This window comes from Dysosmobacter welbionis, from assembly GCF_005121165.3.
In the GTDB taxonomy this organism is placed as follows: Bacteria; Bacillota; Clostridia; order Oscillospirales; family Oscillospiraceae; genus Oscillibacter; species Oscillibacter welbionis.
In genome coordinates this window covers 1,880,393-1,893,366 of sequence record NZ_CP034413.3, presented here as the reverse complement: position 1 = coordinate 1,893,366, position 12,974 = coordinate 1,880,393, and the positions used below count along the sequence as shown (strand labels likewise).

Annotated in this window: 5 protein-coding genes and 1 pseudogene; 5 read left to right on the top strand and 1 reads right to left on the bottom strand. The window is 64.1% G+C overall.

Annotation, left to right across the window (positions count from 1 at the left end; genetic code table 11):
* Nucleotides 1–75: 75 nt before the first annotated feature.
* The 3 genes and pseudogenes from EIO64_RS10160 to lepA all read left to right on the top strand — a co-directional run bounded on the left by EIO64_RS10160 (nucleotide 76) and on the right by lepA (nucleotide 4,477).
* Nucleotides 76–1,365, top strand: coding sequence for an MBOAT family O-acyltransferase (locus tag EIO64_RS10160; RefSeq protein ID WP_136891295.1), 1,290 nt, complete (start codon nucleotides 76–78; stop codon nucleotides 1,363–1,365).
* Nucleotides 1,366–1,375: 10 nt separating this feature from the next.
* Nucleotides 1,376–2,461 (top strand): hypothetical protein, encoded by a 1,086-nt coding sequence (locus tag EIO64_RS10155; protein WP_136891294.1) that lies wholly within the window; start codon nucleotides 1,376–1,378, stop codon nucleotides 2,459–2,461.
* 211 nt (nucleotides 2,462–2,672) lie between these two features.
* Nucleotides 2,673–4,477: pseudogene (gene lepA / locus EIO64_RS10150) on the top strand (translation elongation factor 4).
* Between the two features lie 269 nt (nucleotides 4,478–4,746).
* On the opposite strand, the gene EIO64_RS10145 reads toward lepA, so the two are convergent.
* Nucleotides 4,747–7,398 carry a PAS domain-containing protein gene (locus tag EIO64_RS10145; RefSeq protein WP_158629764.1) on the bottom strand — a complete coding sequence of 884 codons (2,652 nt, stop codon included), beginning with the start codon at nucleotides 7,396–7,398 and terminating at the stop codon, nucleotides 4,747–4,749.
* A 374-nt stretch (nucleotides 7,399–7,772) separates the two neighbouring features.
* On the opposite strand from EIO64_RS10145, the gene EIO64_RS10140 reads away from it, so the two are divergent.
* Both EIO64_RS10140 and carB read left to right on the top strand, forming a co-directional pair.
* Nucleotides 7,773–8,837: a carbamoyl phosphate synthase small subunit gene (locus tag EIO64_RS10140; RefSeq protein ID WP_021751202.1), complete on the top strand. Its 1,065-nt coding sequence runs from the start codon at nucleotides 7,773–7,775 to the stop codon at nucleotides 8,835–8,837.
* Nucleotides 8,837–12,868: a carbamoyl-phosphate synthase large subunit gene (gene carB / locus EIO64_RS10135; protein ID WP_119311833.1), complete on the top strand. Its 4,032-nt coding sequence runs from the start codon at nucleotides 8,837–8,839 to the stop codon at nucleotides 12,866–12,868. The genes EIO64_RS10140 and carB overlap by 1 nt, the downstream gene beginning before the upstream one ends.
* Nucleotides 12,869–12,974 lie beyond the last annotated feature (106 nt).

Below are 12,974 nucleotides of genomic sequence, written 5' to 3'. Positions count from 1 at the left end.
GGCGGCGCAGCCCCGAGCGGGTGCGGCGATGCTGGCGGCGGCCTCCGCGGTATTCTGCCTTCTGGGCCCCGGAGGATGGACGGTGGTGCTGGGGGCATTGCCTGCCTGCTGGCAGGCATCTGCGTGACAGCATGGGCTATCCGCCGGATGGCCCGGTCCGGCGGCCGCCGCCGGACAATGGTTCTTGCCTGCGTCTATCACATCGCCATACTGGTGGGATTCAAGTATACGGAGTTCCTCACCGGCGGCGCGGTGGAGGTGGGCTGGGCTCCGCTGGGGCTGAGCTTTTTCACCTTCCAGCAGCTGTGGTTGCTGAAGGAGGTCTATACCGGGGAATATGTCCCCGCGCCGGGGGATTCCCTTCTGCTCTACGGGCTGTTTTTCCCCACCGTTACCTCCGGCCCCATCCTGCGGCCCGGAATCTTTTTCCCCCAGCTGCGGGAAAAGGGATTCCTCCATCCGGACTGGTCCGACGCCGCGGCGGGTATCTACGCCATCTGTTGTGGCACCATCAAAAAGGTGCTGCTGGCGGACGCCTTCGGCACTGTGGTGAACAACGGCTGGGTACATCTGGAAGAGCTCAGCGCTCCGGCGGCCTGGCTGGTGATTTTGGGGTATACGCTCCAGCTGTACTTTGACTTCTCCGGCTACTGCGACATCGCAGCCGGTGTGGCCCGGCTCTTCGGGCTCCGCCTGCCGATGAACTTTGACTCCCCGTATCGCAGCGCCTCTGTGACGGAATTCTGGAAGCGGTGGCACATCACGCTCACCACCTTCCTGCGGGAGTGCCTGTATTTCCCCCTGGGCGGCAGCCGCCGGGGCGCGATCCGGACGTATTGCAATATTCTCATCGTCTTCCTGGTCAGCGGCTTCTGGCACGGGGCCGGGTGGACCTTCCTGGTGTGGGGCGCCCTCCACGGCCTGGCCCAGGTGGTGGAACGGGTTTGGGGCAGGGGCCGGGACCGGCTGCCCTTTGTCCTCCGGTGGGGGCTGACCTTTCTCTTTGTCAACATCGCCTGGGTGTTCTTCCGGGCACCGGACTGTACCGGGGCCCTGGAGCTGCTGGGCCGGGCCGTCACCGGCGGCTTTGCAAAACCGGCGGCCTGGCTGCTGGAGGGCCTTTTCGCCGAGGAGACCAGCGCGGTGCAGATGCTGATTCCCGCCTTCACGCCCTGGAAAAACATCCTGCGGGTGGTGCTGCTGTATGGGGCGGGGATGGTTGCCGTCCTCTGGCCCCGGAACACCATCCGTCGGATGGAGGACTTCCGGCCTACGCTCTGGCGGGGCGCGGCCCTCACAGTGCTGACGCTTTGGTGTGTGCTGTCCTTTACCGGCGTCACCACCTTCATCTATTCCAACTTCTGAGGAGGGCCGTATGAAGCAAGCATATCGACGCTGGGTCTGCGGCCTTCTGGCGTGTATTCTGGTGCTGCTGGCGGTCTGCGGAGCCGTTGTGTACGTGGTGGATCCCTGCCTGTATTATCGGGTGCCGGACAAGTGGCAGCCGGTGCTGTTCAATGAGCGGTACCAGATGGCGGGCCTGGCGAAGAATGTGGAGGCGGACACCGTGCTGGTGGGCACCTCCATGGCGGCCAACTACCGCTCCAGCTGGATTCAGGAGACCTTCGGCACCTCCGCGGTGCGGCTCACCATCCCGGACGGGTATTACAGCGAGTTCGACCAGGTGATGAACGTCCTCTTTCGGACCCAGGAGCCGGAGCGGGTGATCTTCGGCCTGGATGTGAACACCCTGATCCGGGATGAGAGCGGTGTGACTGCGGCCATGCCGGACTATCTCTACAACGCCAATCCGCTGGATGACATCCAATATCTGCTGAACAAGGATACGCTGTATTACAGCGCCTACACCCTGCTCTCCAACCACTGGGGAGAGGGCGACACCATCGACGAGGGATTCACCTGGGACCGGAATGAGTGGTGGAACCATATCTCCGCCCTGGAGAACTATGACCGGCCGGAGATTGCGGCGGAGGAGCTGCCCGCAGATGCCTATCGGGACGATGTGGCCGCCAATCTGGCGGTGGCGGAACGGTGGGTCACAGAGCATCCGGACACGGAATTCGATTTCTTCCTGCCCCCGTACAGCATCCTCTTCTGGGACAAGGTCATTCGGGAGGGGAGGACGGAGGCGGTGTTTGCGGCCATCCGCCAGGCAGGGCAGACGCTGCTGCAGTATGACAATGTGAAGTTCTACGGCTATCTCATGGACCCGGAGATCGTCACGAATCTGGACAACTACTGCGACTATATCCACCACTCCGGCGGCGTCTGCCGGGAGATTCTCGCCATGCTTCAAAGGGAGGAGGGCCGCCTGACAGAGGAAAATCTGGAGGAGACCCTCGCCAACTGGCGGGAATTTGTGGTACACTATGACTATGACCAGTTCTGGGACGAGCGATTCTGGATTCAGTGGAACGCAGAACATGCCGCGGCCCCATAAAGCGGCGGCCCGGGGAGGAACCCTGTGACAGGAGACTCCCAGGCGGAGCAGAGCCGTCCGGCGGCGAAGGCCGCATCCGCTCCCTTGCGCCTCACCACCCCATAGAATCTCGGATTTTATGGGGCCCCCATTCCGATTGAAAGAACGGCGATGCGCGCCGGGCCCTTGATGCGGGCCTTGCGTGGACCGGCCGATGGAGGAATATCCGAATATGACAAAACAGAGCAACATCCGAAATTTCAGCATCATTGCCCATATCGACCACGGCAAGTCCACGCTGGCGGACCGGCTGCTGGAGAAGTGCAACGCCGTCTCCGCCCGGGAGATGGAGAGCCAGCTGCTAGACAACATGGACCTGGAGCGGGAGCGGGGCATCACCATCAAGGCCCGGGCCGTGCGGCTGACCTACCATGCCCAGGACGGGGAGGACTATGAACTGAATCTGATCGACACCCCGGGCCACGTGGACTTCAACTACGAGGTGTCCCGCTCTCTGGCCGCCTGCGAGGGCGCCGTGCTGGTGGTGGACTCCACCCAGGGCGTGGAGGCCCAGACTCTGGCCAACACATATCTGGCCATGGAGCACGACCTGGAGATTCTGCCTGTGTTCAACAAGATCGACCTGCCGGCGGCGGACCCCGCCAAGGCCAAGCAGGAGGTGGAGGACATCATCGGCCTGCCGGCCATGGACGCGCCGGAAATCTCCGCTAAGATGGGCACCAACATCGAGGCGGTGCTGGAGGATATCGTAAAGAACGTGCCGCCCCCAAGGGGGACCCGAATGCGCCTCTGAAGGCGCTGATCTTCGACAGTCAGTATGACTCGTATCGGGGCGTCATCGTCTACTTCCGCATCATGGAGGGGACCCTCCGCACGGGCCAGCAGGTGAAGATGATGGCCTCGGGAGCCACTTATCAGGTCATCGAATGCGGCCATCTGCTGCCCCTGGGCATGGAGTCCTGCGACAGCCTCCGGGCCGGCGAGGTGGGCTACTTCACCGCCTCCATCAAGAACGTGAAGGACACCCGTGTGGGCGACACCGTCACAGATGCCGCCAGCCCCACGGCCGAGGCCCTGCCCGGCTACCGGCCCGTGCAGCCCATGGTCTACTGCGGTATCTACACGGAGGACGGCTCCAAGTATCCGGACTTGCGGGACGCGCTGGAAAAGCTCCAGCTGAACGACGCCTCGTTGAGCTTTGAGCCGGAGAGCTCCGTAGCCCTGGGCTTCGGCTTCCGGTGCGGCTTTTTGGGCATGCTCCACATGGAGGTGATCCAGGAGCGGCTGGAGCGGGAGTTCGACCTGGATCTGGTGACCACCCTGCCCTCCGTCATCTACCACGTGTACAAGACCGACGGTACCATGGTCACGGTGGACAATCCCCACAACTACCCGGACCCGGCGGTGATCGAGCACGCGGAGGAGCCCTATGTCAAGGTGAACATCATCGCTCCCAACGAGTTCGTGGGCAACATCATGCCCATGTGCCAGGACCGGCGGGGGGAGTTCAAGGACATGCAGTACCTGGACACCAATCTGGTGGAGCTCCACTACCAGATGCCGCTGAACGAGATCATCTACGACTTCTTCGATGCGCTGAAGGCCAACACCAAGGGCTACGCCTCTCTGGATTATGAGCTCTCCGGCTACCGGTCCAGCGAGCTGGTGAAGGTGGACATGAAACTCAACGGCGATACGGTGGATGCCCTGAGCTTCATCGCCCACAGAGACAAGGCGTATCCCCGGGCCCGCCGGCTGTGCGAGAAGCTGAAGGAGAACATCCCCCGGCAGCTGTTCGAGGTGCCGGTCCAGGCGGCCATTGGCGGCCGGGTCATCGCCCGGGAGACCGTCAAGGCCATGCGGAAGGATGTGCTGGCCAAGTGCTACGGCGGCGACATCAGCCGCAAGAAGAAGCTGCTGGAAAAGCAGAAGGAGGGCAAGAAAAAGATGCGCTCCCTGGGAAGCGTGCAGATCCCGACGGAGGCATTTCTCGCAGTGCTCAAGCTGGACGAGTAAGCCCTCCTTCCCGGGCCAGCGGCCCGGCGCCGCGGGAGCGGCGTCAAGCGGTTTCGGAAGGAAACCCTTGGAGCGGGCAGGCTCAGCCTGCCCGCTCTGATTGGATGAGGGGTCCCCGTAGAACCGGAGGTCCTGTGGGGTATGGCAAAGAGAAGATGTACTCCCTGGGAAGTGTGCAGATCCCGACGGAGGTATTTCTGGCAGTGCTCAAGCTGCGTCGTGCATGGAAGACCCGCCGCGGGCGATAGCCTGCGGCGGGTCTTCTGCGTTTATGGGGCGGGGGACGGCGTGCCGGCCGGAAGGCGGCGGCAAGTCACCAGCAGCACGCCGGGCATCCCCTCCAGCGGGGAACACCGCAGATGGTAAGGCGCTCCTTCCGGGGCCGGGAGGACCAGCTCCACAGAGGGAACTGCCTCCAGCTGGGACAAGACAGCCTCCAGGGAGAGGGCTTTCCGCAGGGCGGTCCGCTGGTGGGAGGGCGGCAGCTGCTGGAAATACCAGGCGGCCAGGGACCGGCAGGTGGCGTTCTCCGGCAGACGGCCTGCGGACGGTCCATAGGCACGGCAGGCACCGGAGCGGGCGTCCGCTGTCAGGACCAGCTCGTAATCCTGCCTGGTCAGGGTATCCAACAGAGTGCTTTGCAGCCTGCGGAAGCTCCGGTCCCACAGCTGGAAAAAGACTTCCAGATGCAGCGTGTCCGGGTTTTCCGCCATCTCTGCTTCTATCCGGACCCAGGACGGGCCGCCCTTTCCGGTAGAGATCCAGTGGTCCATGGAGAATTGGAACACGCCTTCTGCAAAGGCATCCGACAGAGCATCCGGAGAGAAGAGAGCCTGGAACCGCGCCCGCTCCTCTGCCTCCGGCAGGGCAGAGGCCATCTGCTGGAGGCAGGCGCCTGCGGTACGGTCGAACAGCGTGCGCAGCAGGTGCCGGGACGCGGCCTTGGCGTCCAATGTCTGTCCGGCGGTCAGATCCAGCCGGGCGGAGGCCAGACAGGCCCTGGCCTGCCGGCGGTGCCGGGCGGCCAACTGCCGGAAGTGTTCCGCAGCCGCCCGGCGGCCAGTCACATCTTCCGCTTTGCCCAGCAGACGGTACACATTTCCGGCTTCATCGAATAGGCTCATCCACGACACCTGATAGCGTCGCCAGCCGGTGTCCTCATAATCCGCCCGATAGGTGCAGGAGACCGTCCCGGGATGCGTGATGGCCCGACGGACCGCGCCTGCCAGCCGCCGCCGGTCCTCCGGGTGGAGGTAGGACGCGGTGAGCAGGCTCTTCAGATAGCCGGAGACGGTGCGGGAGGTCCTGCGGCCGCTGGTGCTGTGCCGCTGGATCTGGGCCAGGTCCCGGGCGGGGTCATAGTCCAGTGTCAGGAGGGAGGTGTGCTCTAACAGCAGGTCGTACATCCGGGAGCGGATCTGATGCTCGGCCTGGGCCGCGGCCTCTTGGGAGATATCGGCACAGGCGATGTATGCCAGCCAGGAGCCGTCCGGCTGTTCCACCCAGGACATGTGGAGAGAGAGGCAGAGTTCCCGCCCGCCGCCCAGGCAGACCCGACAGGCCCGGCGCAGGGGCAGGCCGCACTCCCGGGACCGAACAGCTGCGGCCAGCAGTTCCTCCCGCTCGCCCGTCGGCAGGCCGCTGCCCGGGTCTTCCGCCAGACGGCGGGCCAGAGCTGCGGGCGAGAGGCCCAGCAGCCGGGAGAGAACCTGATTGGCCCGCAGCAGCTCCACGCCACCGTCAGGTCGGCGGCGCAGCAGGCAGAGACCTACCGGCATCCGGTCCAGCAGCGTCTCCGCATCCCGCAGAGCCGTCTCCCGCCGGGAAAGGGCCGCCTGCAGGTCCTGCCCCTCCCGCCGGAGGCGGTCGATATCCAGAAAGACGCCGCGGAAGACCGTGGCCCCCTGGCGGGTCGACAGGATTTCCGCCCGGAGATTCACCCAGACTGCCCCACCGTCCCGCCGCAGCAGGCGGAAGTCGTGATCCACGCCCCGTTTCTCCCGCGCCGCGTCCAGCAGTTTCTGGAGCAGCGCCGGCCAGTCCGCCGGAGCCACCAGAGCGGAAAAGGCCCTGCCGCCCCGGTCCAGCAGCGCCCGCCGGGACCACTGGGTCAGCTGGCACAGCTGCCGGCTGCAGGCAAGGCACCGCAGTCCCTCCCGGTTCAGCTCCAGATCCGCGCCGGGCAGGAGCTCCGGCAACGCGCCGCTCTGGGCTCCGGCCCCCGACCGGGGATCCAGCAGGCAGGCCACCGTGCCGTACATCACCTGATAGCAGGTAACGGTGAGGGTTTGGCCCCCGGCGGTCACATAGGGGAAGGAGGCGGAGGAGCCGGAAAAAGCTACGGCCTGCATGGGCGCCAGCTGCTCCAGCGCCCGCTCTGACCCGAGCTGGGACAGGCGGCGGCCCTGCACCTCCTCCGGGGAGAGCCCCAGAAGCGCCGCCGCGGCAGGATTCAAAAAGCGGCACACCAGATCCACCATCTCCCCGCTGCCGTTGGTCAGTATCTCCGCCAGGGCGAAGGGGATGGGGCTGTCCCGGAAGGGCTGGGTAAACTTGTCCAGATGCTTTGCCACAGGATGCGCCTCCTCCCTGATTTTGCTGCCTTTATTATAAATGGCGGGCCACCGCATGACAACGGCGCCAGAAGAAATTTCTTTGTCCGGCAGTCCAAAATACCTTGCGGCCCGACTGCGGCGCGTTTTCGGGTGGAGCGGAAGTCTGCCTCCCGCTTCCGAAAGAACGCCCGGCAGACCCGCACATTGTCCAGCGCCGTCCAGAGGCGGGGCCGGGGCGGCGTCGATGCCGCCGTTGATGCAGCGGATGTCCGGCAGGTGGCCGAAGACATCGTCGCTGGTGATGATCCGGCCCTCTTGGGGAATGGGGAGGTGGGTGCTGCGGCAGATGGCAGCAGCGGAATACATGAAAGGGCTCTTTGGCGGTATAGCAGATCCGCTGGTTCCGGGGATCGGAGAAGAATGCCTCTTCGTCCTCCCGGGCGGGCATCCGGAATGCATGCAAACAGATCATAGGCGCACTCCTTTGCCGGAGCAGTTCTTCCGCCTGTGCAGATGAGCCGCTTTTCCTGCATCATAGCCCATTGGTTACTGCTTTGCAAGAGAGGCAGTGCGGCGGGAAATAGATCGACCTTTGCGAAAATGCACAAAAAGTAATACCTTCATCCCTGGAAAAGTCTACCGTGCCGCACTGCACGGGGGGATTGACTGCTTCAGAAAAAAAACGCATAATAACATCTAATAGGGATTTTCCGGTCGATGCGCCGGAGAGGGAGGACGACATGAAGAAGGGATATCTGGTATTACAGGATGGCCAGGTGTTTGAGGGCTTCCGGTTCGGGGGGCCGGCGGACGCCGTGGGCGAGCTGGTGTTCACCACCGGCATGTGCGGCTATCTGGAGACACTGACGGATCCCAGCTATGCTGGACAGATCGTGATGCAGACCTATCCTCTGATCGGCAATTATGGGATCATTCCGGAGGATTTTGAAGGCGCGTGTTGCGTCCGGGGCTACGTGGTGCGGGAGTGGTGCGAGGAGCCGTCCAATTTCCGCTGCCAGGGAGACCTGGACGCTTTTTTGCGGGACCGGGGCGTGCCGGGGCTCTGGGGTGTGGACACCCGGGAGCTGACCCGGATCATCCGGGAGCACGGCGTCATGAACGCCGCGATCTGTGATGAGGTTCCGGCGGATCTGACGGCGGTGAAGACCTATGCCGTCACCGGCGTGGTGGAGGCGGTGACCTGTAGAGCAGCATCCGCCCACCCGGCGGAGGGAGAGGAGCGGTTCCGGGTCAGCCTGCTGGACTACGGCGCCAAGCGCAACATCGTCCGGGAGCTGCAAAAGCGCGGCTGCACCGTCACTGTCCTGCCTGCGCAGACCAGTGCAGAGGAGGTGCTGGCGGCCAAGCCTGACGGCGTCATGCTCTCCAACGGCCCCGGGGATCCGGCAGAGAACGTCTATCAGATTGAGCAGATCAAAAAGCTCCTGGGCAAGGTGCCCCTGTTCGGTATCTGCCTGGGCCACCAGCTGACGGCCCTGGCGGTGGGGGGCGGCACCTACAAGCTGAAATACGGCCACCGGGGGGTCAATCAGCCCGTCCGGGACCTGGACGGCGTCCGCACCTACATCACCAGCCAGAATCATGGCTACGCCGTGGACGGTACCAGCCTGCCGGTGGGGAAGGTCCGCTTCATCAACGCCAACGACGGCACCTGCGAGGGCATCGACTATCCGGACCTGCGGGCATTCACGGTCCAGTTCCATCCAGAGGCCTGCACCGGGCCCAAGGACACATCGTTCCTGTTCGACCAATTTGTAGCTCTGATGAAAGGGGGTGACCGGTAATGCCGCTGGATAAGAGCATTCAGAAAGTGCTGGTCATCGGCTCCGGCCCCATCGTCATCGGCCAGGCGGCGGAGTTCGACTACGCCGGCGCCCAGGCCTGCCGGGTGCTGAAGGATGCCGGCATCAACGTGGTCCTCTGCAACTCCAACCCCGCCACCATTATGACGGATCAGGCCATGGCGGATGAGATCTACCTGGAGCCCCTGACCGTGGAGACCGTCAAGCGCATCATCAAGAAGGAACGCCCCGATTCCATCCTGGCGGGCCTGGGCGGCCAGACCGGCCTGACCCTGGCCATGCAGCTGGACAAGGAGGGCTTTCTCCAGGCCCAGGGCGTCCGCCTTCTGGGGACCGACGCAGCGGCCATCTCCCGGGCGGAGGACCGGGAGCTCTTCAAGGAGGCCATGGCGGAGATCGGCCAGCCGGTGATTGCCTCCGACATCGCGGAGACCGTGGACCAGGCCCTGGCGGTGGCGGAGAAGATCGGCTACCCCGTCATCGTGCGGCCCGCCTTTACCCTGGGCGGCGCGGGCGGCGGCGCGGCCAAGGATCCCGACGAGCTGAAGATCATCGCGGGCACCGGCCTGGACGCCTCGCCCATCACGCAGATTTTGGTGGAGAAGGCCATCTTCGGCTGGAAGGAGATCGAGTTCGAGACCATGCGGGACAGCGTGGGCAACGTGATCGCCGTCTGCTCCATGGAGAACCTGGACCCGGTGGGTGTCCATACCGGCGACTCCATCGTGGTGGCCCCCACCCAGACCCTGGCGGACAAGGAGTTCCAGATGCTCCGCAAGGCGTCTCTGGACATCATCACCCACCTGGGGATCGTGGGTGGCTGCAACGTGCAGCTGGCATTGAACCCGGAGAGCTTTGAGTACGCGGTCATCGAAGTGAATCCCCGGGTCAGCCGGTCCTCGGCCCTGGCCTCCAAGGCCACCGGCTACCCCATCGCCAAGATCACCACCAAGATCGCTCTGGGCTACACCCTGGACGAGATTAAAAACGACATCACGGGCAAGACCTGTGCCTGCTTCGAGCCCACCCTGGACTATATCGTGGTGAAGATGCCCAAGTGGCCCTTCGACAAGTTCGCCGATGCCAGCCGGGCCCTGGGCACGCAGATGAAGGCCACAGGCGAGGTGATGGCCATCGCCCCCAGCTTCGAGATGGCCTTGCTCAAGGCTGTCCGGGGCGCGGAGATCGGCATGGACACCCTGAACCGGAAACCGGACCACGGGGACGACGCCCCCATCCGGGAGCGGCTCCGCCGAGTGGACGATCACAGGCTCTTCACGGTGTTCGAGGCGCTGAAATCCGGCGTCACCGTAGAGGAGATCCACGACATCACCAGAATCGACCCCTGGTTCCTCTGCAAGCTGCGGAAGCTGGCGGCGTTCGAGGCTTCCATTGCAGACGGCCTGTCGGAGGCGCAGTACCGGGAGGGCAAGCGGCTGGGCTATCCCGATGAGGCTCTCCGCAGGCTTTCCGGCGGCGGAGAACTGCCGGAGCACCGGGATGCGGTGTACAAGATGGTGGACACCTGCGGCGCGGAGTTTGACGCGGAGACGCCCTATTTCTACTCCACCTATGACCGGTTCTGCGAGTCCCGGGCCTTCCCCCGCAGCGGCAAGCCGGTCATCATGGTGCTGGGCTCCGGCCCCATCCGCATCGGCCAGGGCATCGAGTTTGATTACTCCTCTGTCCACTGTGTCTGGACGCTGAAGGAGCTGGGCTACGACGTGGTGATTGTCAATAACAACCCGGAGACTGTCTCCACGGACTACGACACTGCCGACCGCCTGTATTTTGAGCCGCTGTACCCGGAGGACGTCATGCACATCATCGCCGTGGAGAAGCCGGTGGGCGTGGTGGTGGCCTTCGGCGGCCAGACGGCCATCAAGCTGACGAAATTCCTGGACAGCCGCGGCATCCCCATTCTGGGCACCAGCGCCGAGTCCATCGACATGGCGGAGGATCGGGAGCGGTTCGACGCGCTGCTGGAGCGGTTTTCCATCAAGCGGGCCGCCGGCCGGGGCGTGCTGGGTATGAATGAGGCGCTGGAGGCAGCGAATGAATTGGGGTATCCTGTTCTGCTGCGGCCCAGCTACGTCATCGGCGGCCAAAACATGGTCATCGCCCACAACGATGAGGAAGTCCGCCGCTACATGGAGATCATCCTCTCCGGCAAGATTGAGAACCCGGTGCTGGTGGACCAGTACCTGATGGGCAAGGAGCTGGAGGTGGACGTCATCTCTGACGGCACCGATGTACTGATCCCCGGCGTCATGCAGCACATCGAACGTACCGGCGTCCACTCCGGCGACTCCATCGCCGTGTACCCGCCCTTTTCCATCGGGGACAAGATGCTCCAGACCATCGTGGACTGCTCCGAAAAGCTGGCCCTGTCCCTCAAGACCCGGGGGCTTATCAACATCCAGTACCTGATCTATCAGGGAGAGCTGTACGTCATTGAGGTGAACCCCCGGGCCAGCCGGACGGTGCCCTATATCTCCAAGGTCACCGGCGTACCCATGGTGGACCTGGCCACCCGGGTCATGGTGGGCCAGCCCCTGAAGGCCCTGGGCTATGGCACAGGCCTGTACAAACGTCCGCCCTACGTGGCGGTGAAGGTGCCGGTGTTCTCCTTCGAGAAGATTACCGACGCCAACGCCGCCCTGTCCCCGGAGATGAAATCTACCGGCGAGGTGCTGGGCCTGGGCGCCAATATGCAGGAGGCGCTGTTCAAGGGCCTGGTCTCCGCCGGGTACAAGGTGGAGAAGAGCGGACACGCGGGGGTATTGATCTCCGTGAACCGCCGGGATCAGCCGGAGATTGTCAACATCGCCCGGAAGCTGGATGAAATGGGCTTCCGCCTCTACGCCACCGACGGCACCGCACGGGAGATCTCCCGCCTGGGCACGGACGTGGAGGTGGTGGGCAAGCTGGGCCGGGACAACCGGGTCTTCCAGCTGCTGGAGTCCGGCAGGATCGACTACGTGATCCTCACCGGCTCTACGGAGCCGGAGTATATCCGGGACTTCATCCACCTGAACCACCGGTGCGTCCAGCTGGGCATTCCCTGCCTGACCTCGCTGGATACGGCCGGTGCCCTGACGGACATCCTGGCCAGCCGCTACAACCAGGAGAACACGGAGCTCGTCGATATCTGCCATCTGCGGACGGAGCGGCAGAAGCTGCCCTTCGCCAAAATGCAGACCTGCGGCAACGACTACATCTTCCTGGAGAATTTCAGCGGGGAGATCACCTGCCCGGAGTCCCTGTGCGTCACCCTCTGCGACCGGCACTACGGCATCGGCGCCGACGGCATCATCCTCATGGAGGGATCCCGGAAGGCGGATGCCAAGATGCGGATGTTCAACGCCGACGGGTCTGAGGGCTCCATGGCCGGCAACGCCCTGCGGTGTATGGCGAAGTACCTCTATGACAACGGTATCGTCCGCAAGGAGGAAATGACCCTGGAGACGGACAAGGGCACCAAGACCGTCCGGGTCTACACCACCGACGGCAGGGTGACCTCTGCCTGCGTGGACATGGGCTACGCGACCCTGGACACCACGGCCCTCCGGCTGAATATCCCGAAGCGGCAGGTGGTGAACTATCCGGTGGAGATTGCCGGGCAGCCCTGGGAGATCACCTGCGTGGACATGGGCAATCCCCACTGCGTGGTGTTCTGTTCCCGGGTGGACGGCGTGGATGTGGCCCGGATCGGGCCGCAGTTTGAACATGCGCCTTATTTTCCGGACCGGATCAACACGGAGTTTATCCGGGTGGTAAATCCCAGCACCATCAAGATGCGGGTCTGGGAGCGGGGCAGCGGTGAGACGCTGGCCTGCGGCACCGGCGCCTGTGCCGCGGTGGTGGCGGCGGTGGCCAACGGCCTCTGTGAAAAGGGACGGGACATCACGGTCCGGGTCCAGGGCGGCGACCTGGTGGTGCATTACACCGACGAAGCCGTCACCCTCACCGGCGATGCCAAGCTGGTCTACACCGGCGTAGTGGAGTACTGAGCGCAGCACAGCCCCGGCATCCGTTTAGATGCCGGGGCTGTAAAATTTCTGTAGGGACCAGGAAAGCCGCCCGGTTTGGATTGACACGATGCAGCGGCCCCGGTAG